Genomic DNA, 23052 nt, shown 5'->3' with positions numbered 1-23052 from the left:
GACCGGGGCGCACGGTTGTACGGGCGTTCGAGGGGCGCGGCGTCGGGGTAGGCACGGGCGGGAGGGGATGGGATGGGACAGAGCCGGCAGGACGTCGCCGAGCTGTGCGGGCGGCTGTACGCCACGCTGGAGGCACTGGAACGGATAGCCACCGGATCAGGCACCCTGGGCCGGCCGGGCGCGTGGCAGAAGGTGATATCCAACGGGCCCCGGGACAAGTTCCAGCGGCTGCTGCGCCATGTGGGCGAGCAGGTGCACGCGGCCAGGGCCTGGCACGGGGAGGCCCGGTCGGCGGCGGCCACGGAACTCTTCCGGGCGCTGCCCGGTTTCATCCCCGTCGGCGGCATCCCCACGGGCAACTTCGGCGAGGAGCAGCGCGAGGCGTTCGCCCGGGGGCACGCGGCGCAGAGGTCGGCCTACGAGGAGCAGTTCGGCGCGCTGCTGGACTGAGCGCGGTCACCCGTCGCCGCAGGCGGGCGCGGGCAGCCTGGCACCCCGGCTCTCGGCGATCCGGTGCACGTCGGTCAGCGCCTCGTGCATGCGGGCGAGCGTGAAGCGGAGCTGCGCGGGCGTCACGCGCCGGTCCGCGAGGATGTCGGCCGCGTGGTCGAGGAGTCCGAGGGCCATCTCCAGCTGTACGCGCTCGACGGTGTCGGCCAGGCGGGAGAGCGGGCCGGTCCCGTCCGTCACCAGCAGGCAGCGCTTGCCCTCCGCGCCGGTCCAGGGAAGCAGCCGCGGACTGATCGTGCCGTCGCTCATGCCGTTCCTCACTTGCCGCCCCTCACCTTCACCACGGGCATGCCGAGCGAGCCCAGGCCGACGCCGAGGACCGTGGCCGGATGTTCCGCCTGCGGAGGCTGGGATCCGGTGTGCTGGACGGTCGGCCGGCGCAGCGGCCTGCGCAGCGGCCGACGCAACGCGGCGACGAGACGGGCAATACGACGGGTCATCTCTCAGCTCCTCGTGTTCGCTCTGTGTGGCGATCCGTTCACAGAGTGAGAGGGGCTTGGCTAGGCTCGCCAGGGGGTGGAGTGTGACCGGGGTTTTGTCACAAGGGAGTTGAGGCGATGGGCACCATCTACGGCGATTGGCTCAAGCAGCAGCGCGAGGCGGCCGGTCTGACGCAGCAGGAGCTGGCGGAGATGGCGTTCATGACGCGTTCGCACATCGCGCACATCGAGGCGGGGCGGCGGGTTCCGTCCAAGGAGGATGCGCGGCGGCTGGACAGGGCGCTGAACACGGGGAATGTGCTGAGCAGCTTTCTGCCGCAGGACGATGACGTGTCGGTCGCGGAGTACTTCGAGAGGGTGCGCGTACTCGAACAACAAGCAGTGGAGATCCGCGAGTTCGCTGTGGCGTACTTCCCAGGCATCCTCCAGACGAAAAGGTACGCACGTGCGGTTCTGGGCGCGGCGTTCCCCCCGGTGAGTGAAGAGGAATGTGACAGGCGCGTTGTCACACGGCTTGAGCGCGCGAAGATCCTCGAAGATCCGGTGACGCCTGTGGTGTGGGCGGTGCTGGACGAGACGGTGTTGCGGCGCCCCATCGGCAGCGCCGACGTCATGGCGGAGCAGATCATGCACGTCGTACGCCTCACTGAGGCGGGACGTATCCGCGCGCACGTGATGCCGTTCGGCGTGGGCCATCACCCGCTGATGAGCAGCATGCTCACGCTGATGTGGTTTGAGGACCAGCCACCGCTGGCGTACACGGAAGGCGGGCATGTCGGGAGGCTGCACGACTCCCCTTCCGCAGTCCGGAAGTTGCAGCATCGCTACGATCTCGCGCTGAGCGACGCGATGCCGCTGAAGGACTCACTGGCCCTGCTCAGGGCCACCGCGAAGGAGTACGGGCACCATGACTGAGCACACCATCCCCAACGCGGCGAGGCTGAGCGGCTGGCGCAAGTCGTCGCACAGCGACGACAACGCCGGCAGCTGCCTGGAAGTCCTCGACCACCACCCCACCGGCGTCCCCGTCCGCGACTCGAAGAACCCGGACGGCCCCGCCGTGGTCTTCCCGGCCGCCGGCTGGTCCTCGTTCGTCACGGCGGTCAGGAACGGCGAACTCCCGGCGTGAGCGGACACGACAACGACGAGCCGATGTTCCTCCGCGAGCGCGGCACCGGCTTCGTCTACAACCCGAGGAACCCCATCGGGCTCGCGTTGATCGTGCTGACCGTTGTGGGAGTGATCGCGTACATGTACCACCTCCACGACAGCTCGCAGTGAGCGTCGAGGAGATCGACTCGACGCGGGCCCTGCTGATCCTGCCGGCGCGGACACGGACGTGCTCGTCACCAAAAGGCCGCGGATCCCGAGCCAGATTTTACCCAGAGACCTGAGTGCCCCCCCATCCGACGGCAGTTGAAGACCAGTCAGCTCGCATGTGAGCAGGTCCCGTCATCAACCCGACACCTCACCGTCACCCAATCGCTAACATGTCCATGACACTCTCCCTCTGCCGCCTTCATTCAACCCGCGTAGATGGGACCCCACATGCCGGCGACACCCCTCCGCCGCTGGAAGTCAGTGGCGCTCGCCACGGCCGCCGTTCTGGTCGGTCTGACCGCTCCCGCCCTCACCGCCGCCCCCGCCGCGGCGACGACCACGGCGTACGACGACACGTACTACGCCGACGCGATCGGCAAGAGCGGTACGGCGCTGAAGGACTCCCTGCACACGATCATCAGCGATCAGACGACCATCTCGTACTCGGCCGTCTGGAACGCGCTGAAGGTCACCGACGAGGACCCGCGGAACAGCGCCAACGTCATCCTGCTGTACAGCGGCATCTCCCGCAGCAAGTCCCTCAACGGGGGCAGCACCGGCAACTGGAACCGTGAGCACGTGTGGGCCCAGTCGCACGGCGACTTCGGCACCACCGCGGGGCCGGGCACCGACCTGCACCATCTGCGTGCGGAGGACGTGCAGGTCAACTCCATCCGCGGCAACAAGGACTTCGACAACGGCGGCAGCTCGTTCACCAACTCCGGTGGCAGCCTGACCGACTCCAACTCCTTCGAGCCGCGCGACGCCGTCAAGGGCGACGTGGCCCGGATGATCCTCTACATGGCCGTCCGCTACGAGGGCGACGACAGCTGGCCCGACCTGGAGGCCAACGACTCCATCAACGGCAGCGTCCCGTACCACGGCCGCCTCTCGGTGCTGCAGCAGTGGAACACCGAAGACCCGCCGGACGCCTTCGAGGAGCGCCGCAACGAGATCATCTACGACAGCTACCAGGGCAACCGCAACCCGTTCATCGACCACCCGGAGTGGGTCGAGGCGATCTGGTAGGTGCCGTAGCGCCTCAGCCCTCCAGATGCGTCGGCGCGAACATGCGCAGGACGGCGGGGAGTACGACGACGGAGGGGCCCGGTGCCGCGAGCGCCTTCGCCAGGTCGGAATCCAGTGTCTCGGGGGTCGTGCGGATCCCCGGAACGCCGAACGACTCGGCCAGCGCCACGTAGTCCGGGCGGGTCAGTTCCGTCGCCGTCGGCTGGCCGAAGGCGTCCGTCATGTACTCGCGGAGGATGCCGTAGCCGCCGTCGTCGACGATCAGCCAGGTGACGTTCAGGTCGTACTGGCGGGCCGTGGCCAGCTCGGCGATGGAGTACAGGGCGCCGCCGTCGCCGGAGACGGCGAGTACCGGGCGCGTCGGATCCGCCGCCGCCGCGCCGAGGGCGGCCGGGAAGCCGTAGCCGAGGCCGCCCGCGCCCTGTGCGGAGTGCAGGGTGTTGGGGCCCTTGGCGTCGAACGCGGACCAGGCCCAGTAGGCGAGGATCGTCATGTCCCAGAACGAGGGCGCGTTCGCGGGGAGCGCTCGGCGGATCGATGCCAGCAGGTCCTGTTCCAGGGTGAGTTCCTGCGACTCGATGCGCTCACGCACCCGGCGCAGCAGGTCCCGCACCCGTTCCGGGGCGGTGGGGTCGGTGCGTTCCGCCACCGTCTCCAGCAGTGCCTGCAACGCCAGACGCGCGTCCGCGTGGATGCCGAGCGCCGGGTGGTTGGACTCCAGCTTGCCGAGGTCGGCCTCGATCTGGATCACCCGGCCGCGCGGCTTGAACGTGTGGTAGTTGGAGGAGAGTTCGCCGAGTCCGGAGCCCACGACGAGCAGGACGTCGGCGTCCTCCAGGAAGTCCGTCGTGTACCGGTCCTCCAGCCAGGACTGGAGGGAGAGCGGGTGCTCCCAGGGGAAGGCGCCCTTGCCGCCGGGGGTGGTGACGACCGGCGCCTGGAGGCGTTCGGCCAGCTGCAGCAGCTTCCGGGAGGCGTCCGCGCGGACCACTCCGCCGCCCGCGATGATCGCCGGGCGGGCCGCCTTCGAGAGCAGATCGGCCGCCACGGCGGTCAGTTCGGGGCGCGGCGGCAGGTCCTCGGGGGTGGCGTCCACGGCGGTCACCACCGGCAGGTGCGTCCCGGCGAGGAGCACGTCCTGCGGGATCTCCACCCAGACGGGTCCGTGCGGGGCGGTCAGCGCGGACTTCCAGGCGGCGGCGATCGCGGACGGGATCTGGGACTGGGTGCGCACGGTGTGGACCGACTTCACCACGCCCCGGAAGGAGGCGGACTGGTCGGGGAGTTCGTGCAGGTAGCCGTGGCGGCCGCCGCCCAGGCCGGCCGTCGGGACCTGGCTGCTGATCGCGAGGACGGGCGCCGAGGCCGCCGCCGCCTCCTGGAGCGCGGCGAGCGAGGTCAGGGCGCCGGGGCCGGTGGACAGCAGCAGCGGGGCCGCCTCACCGGTGATCCGCCCGTACGCGTCCGCCGCGAACCCGGCGTTGTTCTCGACCCGCAGGCCGATGTACCGGAGGTCGGAGCGGCGCAGGGCGTCGAACATGCCGAGGGCGTGCTGGCCGGGCAGGCCGAAGACGGTGGTCGCGCCCAGCCCGGCCAGGGTCTCCACGACCAGGTCTCCGCCGTTGCGGCCGGGGGGAGGATTCAGCGCGGCCTCCGTCTGGGCGGCCGTCGGACGGAGCTCCAGGTCGTGGTCGTGGGTCACTTGCCCTCGTTCTCCTTGTTCGTCTCACGGGCCGCGGCGATCTGGCGGCTCATGATCGTCGTCAGTTCGTACGCCGTGTGGGACGCCGCCACCGACGTGATCTCCGCGTGGTCGTACGCGGGGGCCACCTCGACGACGTCCGCCGACACCAGGTTGCACGAGGCGAGGCCGCGCAGGATCTCCAGCAGTTCGCGGGAGGTCATGCCGCCGGCCTCGGGGGTGCCGGTGCCGGGGGCGTGGGCCGGGTCGAGGCAGTCGATGTCGATGGAGATGTACAGCGGGCGGTCGCCGATGCGCTGGCGCAGCTGGTCGGCGATCTCGTCGGCGCCGCGCCGGTAGACGTCGGCGGAGGTGACGATGCCGAAGCCCATCTTCTCGTCGTCGGTGAGGTCCTGCTTGCCGTAGAGCGGGCCGCGGGTGCCGACGTGGGACAGCGCCGAGGTGTCGAGGATGCCCTCCTCGACCGCGCGGCGGAACGGCGTGCCGTGGGTGTACTCGGCGCCGAAGTAGGTGTCCCAGGTGTCCAGGTGCGCGTCGAAGTGGAGCAGCGCGACCGGGCCGTGCTTCTTGGCGACCGACCGCAGCAGCGGCAGCGCGATGGTGTGGTCGCCGCCGAGGGTCATCAGGCGGGCGCCGGTGCCGAGCAGGTCGTCCGCGGCGGCCTCGACGGTCTCGACGGCCTCGTTGATGTTGAACGGGTTGACGGCGATGTCGCCGCCGTCCGCGACCTGGGCGAGGGCGAAGGGGGAGGCGTCCTGGGCCGGGTTGTACGGCCGCAGGAGCCGGGACGCCTCACGGATGGCGTTGCCGCCGAAGCGGGCGCCCGGCCGGTACGAGACGCCGGAGTCGAACGGCACGCCGACCACGGCGACATCGGCGGTGCCGACCTCGTCGAGGCGCGGCAGCCGGGCGAAGGTCGCGGGACCGGCGTACCGCGGGATGCGGGAGGAGTCGACCGGGCCGCGGGGCGTCTCGTTGCTGCTCATCGGGAAATGCCTTCTTTCCTGCGCTTTATCGCGTATGCACTACTACTGAGCGGTATCGACTCTACTGCTGAGCCGCCACCGGTTCTTCGGACACGGGTTCGGGGGCCCGTCCGGCGAGACGCTCGCGCCATGCGGCGAGCACCGCCTCGTCGGTCGGCTTCGTCGCCAGGGAGACGACGACGTAGGTGGCGAGGGAGGCCAGCAGGCCGTAGTAGACCGGCTCGTTGGCGAGGATGCCGTACGTCGCCATCAGGCCGATCACCGCGAGACCGCCGACGACGACGGAGGCGAGGGCGCCCGGCGCGGTGCCGCGCCGCCACAGCAGCCCGCCGAGGATCGGCACCAGCAGGCCGCCGACGAGCAGGTTGTACGCCACGGTCAGCGCCTCGACGACGTCGTTGAGCGCGATGGCGGTGAGGATCACGGCCACGCCCATGAGGAGGATGAAGGTCCGGTTGCCCTTGACCTCGTCGTGCTCCTCGCCCGAGGGGCGCACGACGCCCCGCAGCCGGGACCAGATGTCGTTGTTGGCGACGGTGGCGCAGGCGATGAGGGCGCCGGAGGAGGTGGACATCACGGCGGCCAGCGCGGCGGCGAGCACGAGTCCGCGCACGCCCATCGGCAGCTCGTCCTTGACGATGGTGGCGAAGGCGTCGTCGGCGCTGTCGAGGTTCGGGTAGAGCACCTTGGCGGCGGTGCCGATGACCGCGCCGCCCACGGCGTAGGCCAGACAGTAGGTGCCGGCGACGGTGCCGCCCCACTTGGCGGTCTTGTCGCTGCGGGCGGTGAAGACGCGCTGCCAGATGTCCTGACCGATGAGCATGCCGAAGGTGTAGATCAGCACGTAGGTGAAGATCGTCTCGCCCCCGATGCCCAGCGGGTCGAAGTACTCGGTGGGCAGCTGCGCCTTCATCTCGCTGAAGCCGCCCGCCTTGACGACCGCGATGGGCAGCAGCAGGAGCAGCACACCGATGGTCTTCACCACGAACTGCACCATGTCGGTGAGGGTGATCGACCACATGCCGCCGAGCGTGGAGTAGGCGACGACGATCGAGCCGCCGAGGACGATCGCGAGGGTGCGGTTGACGTCGAGGAGGACGTCGAAGATCGTCGCGTACGCGATGGTGGAGGTGACAGCGAGCATCAGGGTGTACGCCCACATGACGACACCGGAGATCACGCCGGCCCGGCCGCCGTATCTGAGGTCGAGCATCTCGGAGACGGTGTAGACCTTCAGCCGGGCGATCCGCGCGGAGAAGAAGACCGACAGGGCGAGCAGGCCGAGGCCGATGGTGAAGACCATCCACGCGCCGGACAGCCCGTACTGGTAGCCGAGGCCGACGCCGCCGATGGTGGACGCGCCGCCGAGCACGATCGCCGCCATGGTGCCGGAGTACATGGCCGGGCCGAGCCTGCGGCCCGCGACCAGGAACTCGCTCTTGGACTTGGCGCGGCGCATGCCCCACCAGCCCATGGCCAGCATGCCGGCCAGATAGACGACGATCACGATGTAGTCGACGGCCATGGGGGCCTCCTTCGCGCACTCTCGGTGGCGTGTCGTGCAGATGGGATGTGCGGTGGCTGGTCGCGGGGACATCCGCCCGTACCCGCGGCCACCGGTCCCGACCGACCCTAGGTGGCCGAAAAGCGACTGCGAAGTGTACGTTTCATCCATCCAGGCAGAACGGCATGGAGGAAACGCACATCATGTCCGAGACGCCGGCGGTTCCGCCCACCCCATCCGTCCCGCTGTCCGCCCTGCTGGCCCGCGAGGACCTCGCCCTGCGCCAGATCGCCGGACCGCCCGCCACCGGCATCGCGGTCCACTCGGCACACACGTCGGAGATGTCCGACCCCTATCCGTACATGCTGGGCGGCGAACTCCTCCTGACGGCCGGCGTGCACATCCCGGAGGCGGCGGGGTCGGGCACCTACTTCGACGACTACGTCGCCCGGGTCGTCGAGGCGGGCGGCGCGGCGCTCGGCTTCGGGCTGGCCCCGGTGCACGACACGGTGCCGCGCGCCCTGGTCATCGCCTGCGAGGCGTACCACCTGCCCCTGCTGGAGGTCCCTCCCCAGACCACCTTCTCCGGCGTGGCCCGCGCGGTCTGGCAGCTGATGGCACAGGCCCGCGTGGCGGAACTGCGCCGCGTCACGGAGGCCCAGCAGAGCCTCGCCGCCGCCGCGGCCCGCCCGGACCCGGTGCCGTCGGTCCTGCGGCAGCTCGCCCAGCGCGTCGGCGGCCGGACGGTGCTGTACGGCCCGGAGGGCACGGAGATCGCCGCCGCGGGCCGGGCCCCGGACGAGCCGGTGACGCGGATGCTGACGGACCTGGCGCACGTGCTGCTCACCCGGGCCTCCACCACCGCCACCGACACCGTCGCCGGCACCCATCTCTCCGCGTACGCCCTGGGAGCCGGCCACGGCTTCGTCCTCGGCGTGGCCTCCCCCCGCCGGGACCCCGGCGACCACACCATCGCCTCGGTCGCCGCCGTGCTCCTCTCCCTCCTCACCGGTGAACACCAGAGCGGCACCGGCGCGGCCCGCTCCTCGGCCCTGGTCCGCCTCCTCCTCGGCGCCCCGCCGCAGGAGGTGACTCCCCTGCTCGGCGGCACGGACCGCTGGCTGGTCGTCCACGCGGTCCCGCAGCCGCCGGGGGCGCCGGACCCGGTGACCGCGTCCGCCCTCGGCGCCGCCCTGGGCTCCCCGCTGGTCGACGCGGCCGACGACGTCGTACGCGTCCTGCTGCCCGCGGACCGCGATCCCGACCCGCAGCCCGGCTGGACCCTGGGCGTCAGCGCCCCCGTCACCCCCGACGCCCTGCCCTCCGCGGACATCCAGGCGGCCCGCGCCCTGTCCCGCGCCCGTGCCACGCGCACTCCCCTGCTCCGCCCGGCGCCCCGCCCGTCCCTCGCGGACCTGGTGCCGCCCGCCGAGGCGGAGTCCCACGCCCGCGCCCTGCTCGCCCCGCTCACCCCGCCCCTCGCCGAGACCCTGCGCACCTGGCTCTCCCTCCACGGCAGCTGGGACCGCACCGCCGTCGCCCTCTCCGTCCACCGCAACACCGTCCGGCAGCGGATCGCGCGGTGCGCCGCGCTGCTGGGAGCGGACCTCGACGATCCGGATGTGCGGATGGAGTTGTGGTTCGCGCTGCGGCAGGCGTGAGGGCGCGCACGGGCGGGCGTGATCCACATCCCAGCGCCCCTCACGGCAAGGACGGAGCCGGTCGTCAGCCCCCACAATGGGAGCCATGCCGATACCCGGGACACCCAGCCGCGCCGAACTCGTCGACCATCTCGTGAGGACCCGTATCTCGGGGAACGTCGCCACCCCGCGTGAGAACAACCTCTCGCACTACCGCCAACTGGCGAACGGCAACCGCAACTACTGGCTCGGCCTGGAACTCGGCGACCGCTGGACCGACGAGCAGGACGTGCTCGCGGTGATGGCGGAGCGGGTCGGCGTGAACGACGATCCCGAGCACCGGTTCGGCCAGGACACCATCGACCCGGAACTGACTGTCTCCGCGCTGGAGCGGATGGCCGGGCGGCTGCGCAAGGCGGCGGACGGGCAGCAGCGGGTGCTGTTCGCCACCGGTCACCCCGGCGGGCTCCTCGACGTGCACCGGGCGACGGCCGCCGCGCTGCGCGCAGCCGGCTGCGAGATCGTCGTCATCCCGGAGGGGCTGCAGACGGAGGAGGGCTACGTCATGCAGTTCGCGGACGTGGCCGTGCTGGAGCACGGCGCCACGCTGTGGCACACCCACTCCGGCGACCCGATGAAGGCGATCCTGACCGCGCTGGAACGCGCGGGCCGCCCGCTGCCCGACCTCGTCGTCGCCGACCACGGCTGGGCGGGCTACGCCGGACAACACGGCGTGGACTCCGTCGGATACGCGGACTGCAACGACCCGGCGCTGTTCGTCGCCGAGGCGGAGGGGACCGTACAGGTGACGGTGCCGCTGGACGACCACGTGGTCAGCCCGCGGTACTACGACCCCATGACGGCGTATCTGCTGGCGGAGGCGGGGCTGGCGTAGGCCGGTCCCCTCCAGGCCTGCTCCGGGGCTCCGGGGCGTTCCGGGGCACAGACGAACGGCGTGCCGTACGGTCCGGTCGGGACCGCACAGCACGCCGTTGTCGGTGTATCAGTTCCTTCAGTCGTGGCCTCCGTTGCCGCCACGTCCGTTGCCGTCGTGGTCGCCATTGCCGCCACGCCCGTTGTCGTGGTCGCCATTGCCGCCACGGCCGTTGTCGTCGTCGTGGTCGTCATGGTCGCCGTTGCCGCCACGGCCGTTGTCGTCGTCGTGGTCGTCGTAGTGGCCATTGCCGCCACGGCCGTAGTCGTCGTCATCGCAGTCGTCCCACCAGTCGTCGTCGCAGTAGCGACTGTCGTTGTACGACTTGGTGTCGGACGCCGTAGCGGTACCAGCAGTACCGACCGCGATACCACCAGCCAACATCAGGCCGGCAGCGGACGCCGCGGCGAGACGCTTCGCGCGTTGTGCTCGCATGGAAATACCTTTCGCTCCATCGTCTCCCGCTTCGCCTGGACGGCCCTGCGGGAATGGATGGCCGCAGCCGCAAGTGAACATTGCGACAGGGTCTCGGGCGTCACCGCATGTTTTCTGAAGCACGGGCGTGACCGCCGACGCCTCCAGGACACTCGCCTTGGTTCACGAGCGAGCGCTGTGGCCCTGGCTCACGCTCTCGGGGGCCAGGTCGACCGGCCGTGCCGTGCGTGCGGCTTTTCACTCGTTCAGCCTAGCTACGCGATCGCTGATCGGCACCTCGGGAGACACCGCACGCCACACCGTCACCGGGGGACGCGGACCACACCCTCCTGGATCACCGAGATGGCCAGGCGGCCGTCCTGTGTGTAGATCCGGGCCTGGCCCAGGCCACGGCCGCCGTACGCCGACGGCGACTCCTGGTCGTAGAGCAGCCATTCGTCGGCGCGGAACGGGCGGTGGAACCACATCGCGTGGTCCAGCGAGGCCCCGACCACGTCACCGACGGCCCAGCCGCCGCGACCGTGCGCGAGCAGCACCGAGTCGAGGAGGGTCATGTCGGAGACGTACGTGGCGAGGACGACGTGGAGCAGCGGGTCGTCGGCGAGTTTGCCGTTGGTGCGGAACCACACCTGGGAGTGCGGCTCGCGCGGCTCGCCGAACCTGCCGTACGGAGGCTCCTCGACGTAGCGCAGGTCGATCGCCTCGCGGGCCTCCAGGAAGCGGGCGACGACCTCCGGGTCGAGGTGGTCGTAGCCGCTGAACCGCTCACGGGAGGTGGGCAGCGCGGCCGGGTCCGGCGCGGGCGGCATGGGGGCCTGGTGGTCGAGGCCGTCCTCGTACGTCTGGAAGGACGCGGACAGCGCGAAGATCGGCCTGCCGTGCTGGACCGCGACCACCCGGCGGGTGGTGAAGGAGCGGCCGTCGCGCAGGCGCTCGACGTTGTAGACGATGGGCGCGCCGGGGTCGCCCATGCGCAGGAAGTACGCGTGGAGGGAGTGGGCGGGCCGGTCCTCGGGGACCGTCCGCCCGGCGGCGACCAGCGCCTGGGCCGCGACCTGCCCGCCGAAGACGCGCGGGACGACGGCGGACCGGGACTGGCCGCGGAAGATGTTCTCCTCGATCTGCTCGAGGTCGAGCAGATCGAGGAGATCCTGGAGTGCCTGGCTCACCCGTGTCCTTACAGGCCCATGTCCTTGGCGATGATCGTCTTCATGATCTCGCTGGTACCGCCGTAGATGCGGTTGACGCGGTTGTCCGCGTACAGGCGGGCGATCGGGTACTCGTTCATGTAGCCGTAGCCGCCGTGCAGCTGGAGGCAGCGGTCGATCACGCGGTGCGCGACCTCGGTGCAGAACAGCTTGGCGGAGGCGGCCTCGGCCGGGGTCAGCTCGCCGGCGTCCAGAGCCTCGGTCGCGCGGTCGGCGACCGCCTCGGCGGCGTCCACCTCGGCCTGGCAGGCGGCCAGTTCGAACTTGGTGTTCTGGAAGTGGGCGACCGGCTTGCCGAAGACGGTGCGCTCCTGCACGTACTGCTTGGCGAACCGGACGGCGGCCTTGGCCTGGGCGTAGGCGCCGAAGGCGATGCCCCAGCGCTCGGAGGCCAGGTTGTGGCCGAGGTAGTAGAAGCCCTTGTTCTCCTCGCCCAGCAGGTCCTCGACCGGCACCTTCACGTCGACGAACGCCAGCTCGGCGGTGTCGGAGGTGCGCAGGCCCAGCTTGTCCAGCTTGCGGCCGACGGAGTAGCCCTCGGACTTGGTGTCCACGGCGAACAGCGAGATGCCGTGACGGCGGTCCTCGGCGGTGGGCGCGGCGGTGCGGGCGCACACGATCACACGGTCGGCGTGCACGCCGCCGGTGATGAAGGTCTTGGCGCCGTTGAGGACGTAGTGGGTGCCGTCCTCGCTCAGCTTGGCGGTGGACTTCATGCCCGCGAGGTCGGAGCCGGTGCCCGGCTCGGTCATCGCGATGGCCCACATCTCCTCGCCGGAGACGAACTTCGGCAGGTAGCGCTTCTTCTGCTCGTCCGTCGCCAGCATCTTGAGGTAGGGCAGGGCGAGCAGCACGTGCACGCCGGAGCCGCCGAACTGGACGCCCGCGCGGGCCGTCTCCTCGTACAGGACGGCCTCGAACTTGTGGCTGTCGATGCCCGCGCCGCCGTACTCCTCGGGCACGCTGATGCCGAAGACACCCAGCTCACCGAGCTTGTAGTAGAACTCGCGCGGCGCCTGGCCGGCCGCGAACCACTCGTCGTACACGGGTACGACCTCGGCCTCGATGAAGGCCCGGATGGTCTCCCGGAACGCCTCGTGATCCTCGTTGAACACCGTACGGCGCACGCCGCCACCTCCACCGGTACGTATCTAAGCGCTTGCTCAGGCTCACCGTACCGGCGGGTAGGTCGGGGCGTCCAGAGTGGGGAGGCCGTAACGCTCGTCACGCCCGCGCGGCCCGGCGCGCACGGCACTCAGCCGGCGGCGGGGTCCGTCCCGGCCGCCTCGAACGCCCCCCTGGCCATCCGGTGCAGCAGCTCCGCCGTGGCGCCCCGGCCGGGCAGCGAGCCGCGGCGGCCCAGGTGCGGGGTGGAGTTCAGCAGGCCGAAGACCGAGTGGACGGCCGAGCGGGCGGCGGGTTCGGCGAGGGCCGGGTAGACCGCGCGGAGGACCTCCACCCACAGCTCGACGTACTGCCGCTGGAGCTGGCGGACCAGCTTGCGGTCGCTCTCCCGGAGGCGGTCCAGCTCGCGGTCGTGCAGGGTGATGAGGGGACGGTCGTCGAGCGCGAAGTCGATGTGCCCCTCGATGAGCGAGTCGAGGACCGTCTCCGGGGCCGCGCCGTCCACGCCCCCGGCCGCGGCGGCCTCCTTCAGCCGCTGCTTCGCGCCCGTCAGGAGCTGCCCGCTGATGCCGACCAGCAGCTCCGCCAGCATCGCGTCCTTGCCCGGGAAGTGGCGGTAGAGACCGGGACCGCTGATTCCGACGGCGGCGCCTATCTCGTCCACCCCGACACCGTGGAAGCCGCGCTCGGCGAAGAGCCGCGCGGCTTCCTTGAGGATCTGCTCGCGACGGGTGGGGGCGTCGGTTCTGGTGGCCATGAAGTCGATTCTAGACAGGGAGGTTAGCGGTCGTTAACCTGGAGGAAATGCGTTAACGCTCATTAACAAGGTGAGGGGATCGCAGGATGGACCAGGCACCGGAGCTGACGACCGCGGCGGACCCCGCGTCGGAGGCCTGGCAGGCCAACGAGGCGGCGCATCAGGCGCTGGTCGAGGAGCTGCGCGGCAAGCTGGCCGCCGCCCGGCTCGGGGGCGGTGAGAAGGCGCGCGCCCGGCACACCGCGCGCGGCAAGCTGCTGCCGAGGGACCGGGTGGACACACTGCTCGACCCGGGCTCGCCCTTCCTCGAGCTGGCCCCGCTCGCGGCCGACGGGATGTACGACGGGCAGGCCCCGGCGGCGGGCGTGATCGCCGGGATCGGCCGGGTCAGCGGGCGCGAGTGCGTCGTCGTCGCCAACGACGCCACCGTCAAGGGCGGCACCTACTACCCGATGACGGTGAAGAAGCACCTGCGGGCCCAGGAGGTCGCCCTCGAGAACCGGCTCCCCTGCCTCTACCTCGTCGACTCCGGCGGCGCCTTCCTGCCCATGCAGGACGAGGTGTTCCCGGACCGCGAGCACTTCGGCCGGATCTTCTACAACCAGGCCCGGATGTCCGGCGCGGGCATCCCGCAGATCGCCGCCGTCCTCGGCTCCTGCACGGCCGGCGGCGCCTACGTGCCCGCGATGAGCGACGAGGCCGTGATCGTGCGCGGCCAGGGGACGATCTTCCTGGGCGGGCCGCCGCTGGTGAAGGCCGCCACCGGCGAGGTCGTCACCGCCGAGGAGCTGGGCGGCGGCGAGGTGCACTCCCGCGTCTCCGGCGTGACGGACCACCTCGCGGAGGACGACGCGCACGCCCTGCGCATCGTCCGGAACATCGTCGCCACCCTCCCGGCCCGCCGGGCGCTGCCCTGGGAGGTGCGTCCCGCCGTGGAGCCGAAGGTCGACCCGTACGGGCTGTACGGGGCGGTCCCGGCCGACCCCCGCACGCCCTACGACGTCCGGGAGATCATCGCCCGCGTGGTCGACGGCTCCCGGTTCGCCGAGTTCAAGTCCGAGTTCGGGCAGACCCTGGTAACCGGCTTCGCCCGCATCCACGGCCACCCCGTCGGCATCGTCGCCAACAACGGCATCCTCTTCTCCGAGTCCGCCCAGAAGGGCGCCCACTTCATCGAGCTGTGCGACCAGCGCGGCATCCCGCTGCTGTTCCTGCAGAACATCTCGGGCTTCATGGTGGGCCGGGACTACGAGGCGGGCGGCATCGCCAAGCACGGCGCCAAGATGGTCACCGCCGTCGCCTGCACCCGCGTCCCCAAGCTGACCGTCGTGGTCGGCGGGTCGTACGGCGCGGGGAACTACTCCATGTGCGGCCGGGCGTACTCACCGCGCTTCCTGTGGATGTGGCCCAACGCCAAGATCTCCGTCATGGGCGGCGAGCAGGCCGCCTCCGTCCTCGCCACCGTCAAGCGCGACCAGCTGGAAGCGCGCGGTGAGGACTGGCCCCTGGAGGAGGAAGAGGCCTTCAAGGCCCCCGTCCGCGCCCAGTACGAGCGCCAGGGCAACGCCTACTACGCCACCGCCCGCCTCTGGGACGACGGCGTCATCGACCCGCTGGAGACCCGGCAGGTGCTGGGCCTGGCCCTGACGGCCTGCGCGAACGCCCCGCTGGGCGAGCCGCAGTTCGGCGTCTTCCGGATGTGAGGGGGTTCACGACTATGTTCGACACCGTTCTTGTGGCCAACCGCGGCGAGATCGCGGTGCGGGTCATCCGCACGCTGCGCGCGCTCGGCGTGCGCTCCGTCGCCGTCTTCTCCGACGCCGACGCCGGCGCCCGGCACGTCCGCGAGGCCGACACCGCGGTACGGATCGGTCCGGCGCCCGCCGCCGAGAGCTATCTGTCCGTGGAGCGGCTGCTTCAGGCAGCGGCCCGCACCGGCGCCCAGGCCGTCCACCCCGGGTACGGCTTCCTCGCCGAGAACGCCGGCTTCGCCCGCGCCTGCGCCGACGCCGGGCTGGTGTTCGTCGGGCCTCCGGCGGACGCCATCTCCCTGATGGGCGACAAGATCCGCGCCAAGGAGACGGTGCGGGCGGCCGGGGTGCCCGTGGTGCCCGGCGGACGCGATCCGGAGCTGGCCGAGGCCGCCCGCGAGCTGGGCGCGCCCGTGCTGCTGAAGCCGTCCGCGGGCGGCGGCGGCAAGGGCATGCGGCTGGTGCGGGACCTGGACCTGCTCGACGACGAGATCGCCGCCGCCCGCCGGGAGGCCCGCGCCTCCTTCGGCGACGACACGCTGCTCGTCGAACGCTGGATCGACCGCCCTCGGCACATCGAGATCCAGGTCCTGGCCGACGGCCACGGCAACGTCGTCCACCTGGGCGAACGCGAGTGCTCCCTCCAGCGCCGCCACCAGAAGATCATCGAGGAGGCGCCGAGCGTGCTCCTCGACGAGGAGACCCGCGCGGCGATGGGCGAGGCGGCGGTCCAGGCGGCCCGCTCCTGCGGGTACGTCGGCGCGGGCACGGTGGAGTTCATCGTCCCGGGCGGCGACCCCTCCCAGTACTACTTCATGGAGATGAACACCCGCCTCCAGGTGGAACACCCGGTCACCGAGCTGGTCACCGGCCTGGACCTGGTCGAGTGGCAGCTGCGGGTGGCCGCGGGCGAACCCCTGCCCTTCGGACAGCGGGACGTCCGGCTCACCGGGCACGCCGTCGAGGCCCGCGTCTGCGCCGAGGACCCCGCGCGCGGCTTCCTGCCCTCCGGCGGCACGGTGCTGAAGCTCCGCGAACCGCAGGGCGACGGCATCCGCACCGACTCCGGGCTCAGCGAGGGCACGGAGGTCGGCAGCCTGTACGACCCGATGCTGTCCAAGGTGATCGCGTACGGCCCGGACCGCGCCACCGCCCTGCGCAGACTGCGCGCGGCCCTCGCCGAGACGGTCACGCTGGGTGTGCCCACCAACGCCGGGTTCCTGCGCAGGCTGCTGGCCCATCCGGCGGTCGTCGCGGGCGACATGGACACCGGCCTGGTCGAGCGGGAGGCGGCGGGGCTGGTCCCGGCCGAGGTGCCGGAGGAGGTGTACGAGGCGGCGGCGGCCGTACGGCTGGACGCGCTGCGGCCGCGCGGGGACGGCTGGACGGACCCGTTCTCGGTGCCGAGCGGCTGGCGGCTCGGCGGCACGCCCAGGCCGCTCGGCTTCCCGCTGCGGGTCACCGACCCGGTGGAGCACACCCCGCGCGGCACCCACACCGTGGCCCCGGACCACGTCTCGGTCACCCTGGACGGCGTCCGCCACACCTTCCACCGCGCCGGCGACTGGCTGGGCCGCGACGGCGACGCCTGGCAGGTGCGCGACCACGACCCGGTGGCCGCCTCCCTGGACCGGGCCGCGCACGCGGGCGCCGACTCCCTCACCGCCCCCATGCCGGGGACGGTCACAGTGGTGAAGGTGGCCGTCGGCGACGAGGTGACCGCCGGTCAGAGCCTGGTCGTCGTCGAGGCGATGAAGATGGAGCACGTCATCTCCGCCCCGCACGCCGGCACGGTCGCCGAGCTGGACGTCACCCCGGGCAGCACGGTCGCCATGGACCAGGTGCTGGCGGTCATCACCCCTCACGAGGAGGCGGCGGAATGACAGTCGACGGGCTCCCCATGGCCGTCCCCGCGGCGGATCTGCCCGCCCGCGTCCGCATCCACGAGGTGGGCGCGCGCGACGGACTGCAGAACGAGAAGGCGACCGTGCCCACGGAGGTGAAGGCGGAGTTCGTCCGCCGTCTCGCCGGCGCGGGCCTGACGACGATCGAGGCGACCAGCTTCGTCCACCCGAAGTGGGTGCCCCAGCTGGCGGACGCCGAGCAGCTGTTCCCGCTCGTCGGCGACCTGCCCGGGGTGGCGCTCCCGGTGCTGGTCCCCAACGAGCGCGGCCTGGACCGCGCCCTGGCCCTGGGCGCGCGCCGGATCGCCGTGTTCGCCAGCGCCACCGAGTCCTTCGCGAAGGCCAACCTCAACCGCACGGTGGACGAGGCGCTGGCCATGTTCGAGCCGGTGGTGAGCCGGGCGAAGGCGGAGGGCGGGCATGTGCGGGGCTATCTGTCCATGTGCTTCGGCGACCCGTGGGAGGGGCCGGTGCCGATCCCCCAGGTGGTCCGCGTCTGCCGGGCCCTGCTGGACATGGGCTGCGACGAGCTGAGCCTCGGCGACACGATCGGCGTGGCCACGCCCGGACACGTGCGGGAGCTCCTCACCGCGCTGAACGCCGCGGGCGTCCCCACCGCCGCGCTCGGCGTGCACTTCCACGACACCTACGGGCAGGCGCTCGCGAACACCCTCGCGGCGCTGCAGCACGGGGTGACGACCGTCGACGCCTCCGCGGGCGGCCTGGGCGGCTGCCCGTACGCCAGGAGCGCCACCGGCAACCTCGCCACCGAGGACCTGGTGTGGATGCTGCGGGGACTCGGCATCGACACCGGCGTCGACCTCGGCCGGCTCACCGCCACCAGCGTGTGGATGGCCGAGCAACTGGGCCGCCCCAGCCCGTCCCGCACCGTCAGAGCCCTCTCCCACAAGGAGCAGTGAAGAACGATGGACCACCGTCTCTCCCCCGAGCTGGAAGAACTCCGCCGCACCGTGGAAGAGTTCGCGCACGACGTGGTGGCCCCGAAGATCGGCGACTACTACGAGCGGCACGAGTTCCCGTACGAGATCGTCCGCGAGATGGGCCGGATGGGCCTGTTCGGGCTGCCGTTCCCGGAGGAGTACGGCGGCATGGGCGGCGACTATCTCGCCCTGGGCGTGGCCCTCGAGGAGCTGGCGCGGGTGGACTCCTCCGTCGCCATCACCCTGGAGGCGGGCGTCTCGCTGGGCGCGATGCCGATCCATCTCTTCGGCACCGAGGAGCAGAAACGGCAGTGGCTGCCCCGGCTGTGCTCCGGCGAGATCCTGGGCGCCTTCGGCCTGACCGAGCCGGACGGCGGCAGCGACGCCGGGGCGACCCGGACGACGGCGCGCCGGGACCCGGCGACCGGCGAGTGGGTGATCAACGGCACCAAGTGCTTCATCACCAACTCCGGCACGGACATCACGGGCCTGGTCACGGTGACCGCGGTGACCGGCCGCAAGCCGGACGGCCGGCCGGAGATCTCCGCGATCATCGTCCCCTCCGGCGCCCCGGGCTTCACGGTGGCCGCCCCCTACTCCAAGGTCGGCTGGAACGCCTCCGACACCCGTGAGCTGTCCTTCGCGGACGTGCGGGTGCCGGCCGAGAACCTGCTGGGCGAGGAGGGCCGCGGGTACGCGCAGTTCCTGCGGATCCTCGACGAGGGCCGGATCGCCATCGCGGCGCTGGCGACGGGCCTGGCGCAGGGCTGTGTCGACGAGTCGGTCGCGTACGCGAAGGAACGGCACGCCTTCGGCCGCCCGATCGGCGCGAACCAGGCGGTCCAGTTCAAGATCGCGGACATGGAGATGAAGGCCCACACGGCCCGCCTCGCCTGGCGCGACGCGGCGTCCCGGCTGGTCGCGGGCGATCCGTTCAAGAAGGAGGCGGCGCTGGCGAAGCTGTACTCGTCCACGATCGCCGTCGACAACGCCCGGGACGCCACCCAGATCCACGGGGGCTACGGCTTCATGAACGAGTACCCGGTGGCCCGTATGTGGCGGGACTCCAAGATCCTCGAGATCGGCGAGGGCACGAGCGAGGTGCAGCGGATGCTGATCGCACGTGAGTTGGGCCTGGCGGGCTAGAGCGCTGCCTTGGGGCTTGGGAGCGCCCCCGTCGGCTCGACAGGCGATCCGGCGGGGGCGCTCCTAAGCTGGTGCTGTTCGGCTCGAGAGGTCCGCGCTCATGGCCACGGCCATCTCCCACCCGCCGGGAGCAGCTCATGACGTTCGCGTGCAGAGGACTTCGCAGGGGGGCCGTTGCCGCCGCCATGGCGGCGAGTCTTCTGGTGCCGGTGACCGCCGTGTCGGCCGTGGCGACGCCACGGGCCGTCGGCCCCGAGGCCGTCTCCGGTTCGTTCCCCGTTTCCGTCTCCGGGGCCGTCACGCAGACGGATCCGCCGAGTCCGACCACCGCGGACGGTGACTTCCGGGAGCTCACGCCGCAGGTGCGCCGGCAGCTCGACGCCGCCGTCCAGCGGGTCATGAAGGAAGCGAACGTACCGGGCGTCACCGTCGGTCTGTGGACCCCCGACAAGGGCGTCTACGAGCGCTCCTTCGGTGTGGCCGACAAGAGCACCGGGCAGCGGATGTCGCCGGATCTGTTCATGCGCATCGGCAGCGAGACGAAGACCTTCACCGTGACCGCCCTGCTCCAGCTGGTCGACCAGGGCAAGGTCGACCTGGACGACCCGATCAGCGCTTACGTGGACGGAGTTCCGAACGGCGACGAGATATCCCTGCACGAACTCGCCGGAATGCGCAGCGGTCTGTACAACTACTCGGAGGACCCGGACTTCTTCAAGGCGCTGACGTCCGATCCGGAACGCGGCTTCACCCCTCAGCAACTGCTGGACTACGCCTTCAAGCACCCGGTGCTGTTCCAGCCGAACGAGAAGTTCTCCTACTGCAACACCAATCTGATCCTGCTCGGCCTGGTCGTCGAGAAGGTGGCCGAGCAGCCCCTGCAGGACGTCATCAAGGAGAACATCCTCGACCCGGCCGGCATGCGGGACAGCTTCCTCGCGACGAACGCGGACTTCCCCGAGCCGCACGCACAGGGGTACACGAACCAGACCGCGACCGGCGAGGTCGAGAACTCGACGGACTGGGACCCGTCCTGGGGCTGGGCCGCCGGAGCGATGATCTCGACCCGGGACGACCTGCGCACCTGGGCGCGCACGGTGGCCACGGGCGAGTTCCCCGACGGCGGCACGATGGTCGAACCCGCCACGCAGAAGCAGCGCCTGGAGACGCCCCCGACCGGCATCAAGGGGGCCGGGTACGGCCTCGGCATCTTCGACGTGCAGGGCTGGATCGGGCACAACGGCTCACTGCCGGGCTACGAGTCCCTGACCATCTATCTGCCGTCGGCTCAGGCGACGCTGGTGGTGCTGCTGAACACCGACATCCTCCACGACGAGCAGGAGCCCAGCACGCTGTTCGGCGACGCGATCACGAGCATCGTCACGCCGGACCACGTCTTCAACCTCCCCGTGTCGCCGACGCCGAAGAAGTGACCTGGATCATCTTCCGGGAAGACGTTTCGGCCAACTCCGGTACTGGGTAGGCGCATTGAGGATGCGAACAGATGTGGGTCGCTCACGGTTCCGAACCTGGGGCTCCCCACCCCTGGACAAGATCTGAGGTTAGGCTAACCTACCTTCGAATTGTCCGGCGGGCATCCGCCCTGTTCGAAAGCAGCCACGCTCATGTCCAACGCCCGTGCCACCCACCTCACCCGTCGCGGGATCCTCGCCGCCGGCGGTGCCCTCGGCCTCGGTGCCGTTCTCGCCGCGTGCGGCGACGAAGACACGAAAAGCGGTGGCTCGGACTCGTCGGCGGCCGCCAAGCCGTCCGGCCCCTGGACCTTCAAGGACGACCGCGGCACGACCGTGAAGCTCGACAAGGTTCCCACGAACATCGTCGCCTTCGTCGGCGTGGCCGCCGCGCTGCACGACTACGGCATCGAGGTCAAGGGCGTCTTCGGCCCGACCAAGACCCAGGACGGCAAGCCGGACGTCCAGGCCGGCGACATGGACATCAGCAAGGTCGAGATCCTCGGCAACGTCTGGGGCCAGTTCAACGTCGAGAAGTACGCGACGCTCGCCCCCGAGGTCCTCATCACCACGATGTTCGACGACGCCGGCACCCTCTGGTACGTCCCCGAGGAGTCCAAGGACAAGATCACCAAGCTCGCCCCGAGCGTCGGCGTCTCCGTCTACGACCGCCAGCTGACCCAGTCGCTGGAGCGCATGTGGGCGCTGGCCGAGTCGCTGGGCGCGGACCTGAAGGCCGATCAGACCATCAAGGCGAAGCAGGAGTTCGAGGCGGCCGCGGAGCGGCTGCGGAAGGCCGCGAAGGCCCGGCCCGAGATCAAGGTGATGGCCGGGTCCGCGAGCGCGGAGCTGTTCTACGTCTCCGGCACCAACCTGTCGATCGACCTCGAGTACTTCAAGGCGCTCGGCGTGAACTTCATCGAGCCGTCGGAGAAGGCGAAGGCCCAGGGCGGCGGCTGGTTCGAGGCCCTCAGCTGGGAGAACGTCGACAAGTACGATGCGGACATCATCATGATGGACGACCGGGCGCAGGCGACGCAGCCGGACGCCATCACCGAGGCGACCTGGAAGAAGCTGCCGGCGGTGAAGGCCGGTCAGGTCATCCCCCGGTCGCCGGAGCCGATCCTGTCGTACGGCAAGTGCACGCCGCTGCTGACGAACCTCGCCGAGGCGATCGAGAACGCGAAGAAGGTCAGCTGAGGTTCGCCTACCGGGGTGCGGGCTCCTGAAGTCCGACGGCTGCGCGTGGTCGGCGGCCGGTCGCCCAGTTCCCCGCGCCCCCGGTCAGGGCCACTCACCCTCCGTCCACATCTCGGGAGCCTGCATGTCCACGGCCGTAGTCGACCCGTTCCGTTTCTTCTCTCTTCAGGTCGTGCGGACGGAGCGGCTCGGGCCGTCTCTGGTCCGGGTGACCTTCGCGGGGGAGGATCTCGCGGCGTTCCACTCGGACGGGTGCGATCAGTCCCTGTCCCTGTTCCTGCCGCACCCTGGGCAGGACGCGCCCGTCGTGCCCATCGAGCTGGGTGAGGACTGGTGGAAGGGGTGGCGCGAACTGCCGGACGACGTGCGGGCGGTGATGCGCTCGTACACGCTGCGCTCACTGCGCCGCGACCCCGACGAGATCGACATCGACTTCGTGCTGCACGGCGTGGAGCCGGGTTCCGCCACTCCCGCCGGACCCGCCTCCACATGGGCCGCGCGGGCCTCCGCCGGGGACAAGGTGCTGCTGCTCGGCCCGGCGATCGCGGACAACCGGGCGATCCGGTTCCGTCCGCCGGAGGACACCGATCTGGTGGTGCTCTGGGGTGACGAGACCGCGCTTCCGGCGGTCGCCGCGATCCTGGAGTCGCTGCCGGCCGGGCAGCGGGCCCGGGTATGGCTGGAGGCGCATGACGCCGGGAACGTGCTGGACCTGGCCACCGAGGCGGACGCCGAGGTGACCTGGCTGGTGCGGGAGGGCGACCGCGACGAGGGGTCCCCCATGGCCCTCGACGCGATCCGCGACACGCGACTGCCGCCGGCGGAGCGCCCGTACGTCTGGATCGCGGGCGAGTCCGGCTCGGTGAAGGCGCTGCGCCGGCATTTCGTCGGCGAGCGCGGCGTCGACCGGCGCCGGGTGACGTTCGTGGGCTACTGGCGCCGTGGACTGACGGAGGAGCAGTTGCGGGAGCAGGGCGAGTAATTCAGTTGAAAGTGACGGAAGTTACTCTCCGACCGCACGGAGATCAGCCAACTTAGGTTAGGCTTA

Annotated in this window: 23 protein-coding genes; 14 read left to right on the top strand and 9 right to left on the bottom strand. The window is 71.0% G+C overall.

The window, feature by feature from the left end; all coding sequences use genetic code 11:
* Positions 1–72 precede the first annotated feature (72 nt).
* The gene (locus ACSU6L_RS23720; protein WP_437059816.1) at positions 73–450 is read left to right on the top strand and encodes a hypothetical protein; all 378 of its coding nucleotides are present in this window, start codon (positions 73–75) and stop codon (positions 448–450) included.
* Positions 451–456: 6 nt separating this feature from the next.
* On the opposite strand, the gene ACSU6L_RS23715 is transcribed toward ACSU6L_RS23720, so the two are convergent.
* Together ACSU6L_RS23715 and ACSU6L_RS23710 are read right to left on the bottom strand one after the other, a co-directional pair.
* On the bottom strand, positions 457–759 hold the full coding sequence (locus ACSU6L_RS23715; protein WP_437059814.1) for a hypothetical protein: 303 nt from the start codon (positions 757–759) through the stop codon (positions 457–459).
* 8 nt (positions 760–767) lie between these two features.
* On the bottom strand, positions 768–950 hold the full coding sequence (locus ACSU6L_RS23710; RefSeq protein WP_073938382.1) for a hypothetical protein: 183 nt from the start codon (positions 948–950) through the stop codon (positions 768–770).
* A 117-nt stretch (positions 951–1067) separates the two neighbouring features.
* Between ACSU6L_RS23710 and ACSU6L_RS23705 the strand changes: the two genes are divergently transcribed.
* The 4 genes from ACSU6L_RS23705 to ACSU6L_RS23690 all read left to right on the top strand — a co-directional run bounded on the left by ACSU6L_RS23705 (position 1068) and on the right by ACSU6L_RS23690 (position 3299).
* Positions 1068–1865, top strand: a complete 798-nt coding sequence (locus ACSU6L_RS23705; protein WP_437059812.1) for a helix-turn-helix domain-containing protein — start codon at positions 1068–1070, stop codon at positions 1863–1865.
* Positions 1858–2079, top strand: coding sequence for a DUF397 domain-containing protein (locus ACSU6L_RS23700; protein ID WP_437059810.1), 222 nt, complete (start codon positions 1858–1860; stop codon positions 2077–2079). The genes ACSU6L_RS23705 and ACSU6L_RS23700 overlap by 8 nt, the downstream gene beginning before the upstream one ends.
* Positions 2076–2231 carry a hypothetical protein gene (locus tag ACSU6L_RS23695; protein ID WP_437059809.1) on the top strand — a complete coding sequence of 52 codons (156 nt, stop codon included), beginning with the start codon at positions 2076–2078 and terminating at the stop codon, positions 2229–2231. Before ACSU6L_RS23700 ends, ACSU6L_RS23695 begins: the two co-directional genes overlap by 4 nt.
* 267 nt (positions 2232–2498) lie before the next feature.
* Positions 2499–3299 carry an endonuclease I family protein gene (locus ACSU6L_RS23690; protein WP_437059807.1) on the top strand — a complete coding sequence of 267 codons (801 nt, stop codon included), beginning with the start codon at positions 2499–2501 and terminating at the stop codon, positions 3297–3299.
* 13 nt (positions 3300–3312) lie between these two features.
* Here ACSU6L_RS23690 and ACSU6L_RS23685 read toward each other — a convergent pair whose 3' ends face one another.
* From ACSU6L_RS23685 to ACSU6L_RS23675, 3 genes are all read right to left on the bottom strand, one after another.
* On the bottom strand, positions 3313–5001 hold the full coding sequence (locus tag ACSU6L_RS23685; RefSeq protein WP_437059805.1) for a thiamine pyrophosphate-binding protein: 1689 nt from the start codon (positions 4999–5001) through the stop codon (positions 3313–3315).
* Positions 4998–5987: an agmatinase gene (gene speB / locus ACSU6L_RS23680; protein WP_073938373.1), complete on the bottom strand. Its 990-nt coding sequence runs from the start codon at positions 5985–5987 to the stop codon at positions 4998–5000. Before speB ends, ACSU6L_RS23685 begins: the two co-directional genes overlap by 4 nt.
* Before the next feature lie 61 nt (positions 5988–6048).
* Positions 6049–7512 carry a sodium:solute symporter gene (locus tag ACSU6L_RS23675; protein ID WP_437059803.1) on the bottom strand — a complete coding sequence of 488 codons (1464 nt, stop codon included), beginning with the start codon at positions 7510–7512 and terminating at the stop codon, positions 6049–6051.
* 164 nt (positions 7513–7676) lie between these two features.
* On the opposite strand from ACSU6L_RS23675, the gene ACSU6L_RS23670 reads away from it, so the two are divergent.
* Together ACSU6L_RS23670 and ACSU6L_RS23665 are read left to right on the top strand one after the other, a co-directional pair.
* On the top strand, positions 7677–9152 hold the full coding sequence (locus ACSU6L_RS23670; RefSeq protein ID WP_437059801.1) for a PucR family transcriptional regulator: 1476 nt from the start codon (positions 7677–7679) through the stop codon (positions 9150–9152).
* 85 nt (positions 9153–9237) lie between these two features.
* Positions 9238–10026, top strand: coding sequence for a phosphatase (locus ACSU6L_RS23665; protein ID WP_437059799.1), 789 nt, complete (start codon positions 9238–9240; stop codon positions 10024–10026).
* 117 nt (positions 10027–10143) lie between these two features.
* On the opposite strand, the gene ACSU6L_RS23660 is transcribed toward ACSU6L_RS23665, so the two are convergent.
* From ACSU6L_RS23660 to ACSU6L_RS23645, 4 genes are all read right to left on the bottom strand, one after another.
* Positions 10144–10500, bottom strand: coding sequence for a hypothetical protein (locus tag ACSU6L_RS23660; protein WP_437059797.1), 357 nt, complete (start codon positions 10498–10500; stop codon positions 10144–10146).
* Positions 10501–10802: 302 nt separating this feature from the next.
* Positions 10803–11669 (bottom strand): acyl-CoA thioesterase, encoded by an 867-nt coding sequence (locus tag ACSU6L_RS23655; RefSeq protein WP_437059795.1) that lies wholly within the window; start codon positions 11667–11669, stop codon positions 10803–10805.
* A gap of 8 nt (positions 11670–11677) precedes the next feature.
* A complete protein-coding gene (locus ACSU6L_RS23650; RefSeq protein WP_437059793.1) occupies positions 11678–12835 on the bottom strand; it encodes an acyl-CoA dehydrogenase family protein in 1158 nt (385 codons plus the stop codon).
* A gap of 128 nt (positions 12836–12963) precedes the next feature.
* Positions 12964–13590 (bottom strand): SACE_7040 family transcriptional regulator, encoded by a 627-nt coding sequence (locus tag ACSU6L_RS23645; RefSeq protein WP_073938366.1) that lies wholly within the window; start codon positions 13588–13590, stop codon positions 12964–12966.
* A gap of 86 nt (positions 13591–13676) precedes the next feature.
* On the opposite strand from ACSU6L_RS23645, the gene ACSU6L_RS23640 reads away from it, so the two are divergent.
* The 7 genes from ACSU6L_RS23640 (at position 13677) to ACSU6L_RS23610 (ending at position 22986) form a co-directional block, all read left to right on the top strand.
* Positions 13677–15293, top strand: a complete 1617-nt coding sequence (locus ACSU6L_RS23640) for a carboxyl transferase domain-containing protein (RefSeq protein WP_437059791.1) — start codon at positions 13677–13679, stop codon at positions 15291–15293.
* Between the two features lie 14 nt (positions 15294–15307).
* Positions 15308–17224, top strand: a complete 1917-nt coding sequence (locus tag ACSU6L_RS23635; RefSeq protein WP_437059789.1) for an acetyl/propionyl/methylcrotonyl-CoA carboxylase subunit alpha — start codon at positions 15308–15310, stop codon at positions 17222–17224.
* Positions 17221–18165: a hydroxymethylglutaryl-CoA lyase gene (locus tag ACSU6L_RS23630; protein ID WP_437059787.1), complete on the top strand. Its 945-nt coding sequence runs from the start codon at positions 17221–17223 to the stop codon at positions 18163–18165. The genes ACSU6L_RS23635 and ACSU6L_RS23630 overlap by 4 nt, the downstream gene beginning before the upstream one ends.
* 6 nt (positions 18166–18171) lie before the next feature.
* Positions 18172–19332 (top strand): acyl-CoA dehydrogenase family protein, encoded by a 1161-nt coding sequence (locus ACSU6L_RS23625; RefSeq protein ID WP_437059785.1) that lies wholly within the window; start codon positions 18172–18174, stop codon positions 19330–19332.
* A 185-nt stretch (positions 19333–19517) separates the two neighbouring features.
* Complete coding sequence (locus tag ACSU6L_RS23620; RefSeq protein ID WP_437059783.1) at positions 19518–20765, top strand: serine hydrolase domain-containing protein; 1248 nt, start codon at positions 19518–19520, stop codon at positions 20763–20765.
* A 192-nt stretch (positions 20766–20957) separates the two neighbouring features.
* On the top strand, positions 20958–22004 hold the full coding sequence (locus ACSU6L_RS23615) for an ABC transporter substrate-binding protein (protein ID WP_437059781.1): 1047 nt from the start codon (positions 20958–20960) through the stop codon (positions 22002–22004).
* A 124-nt stretch (positions 22005–22128) separates the two neighbouring features.
* Positions 22129–22986: a siderophore-interacting protein gene (locus ACSU6L_RS23610; protein ID WP_437059779.1), complete on the top strand. Its 858-nt coding sequence runs from the start codon at positions 22129–22131 to the stop codon at positions 22984–22986.
* Positions 22987–23052 lie beyond the last annotated feature (66 nt).

Origin of the sequence: Streptomyces sp. enrichment culture, assembly GCF_964272855.1 — a bacterium.
GTDB lineage: Bacteria > Actinomycetota > Actinomycetes > Streptomycetales > Streptomycetaceae > Streptomyces.
The sequence above is the reverse complement of the archived record's forward strand: the minus strand, read 5'-3'. Positions and strand labels throughout refer to the sequence as shown.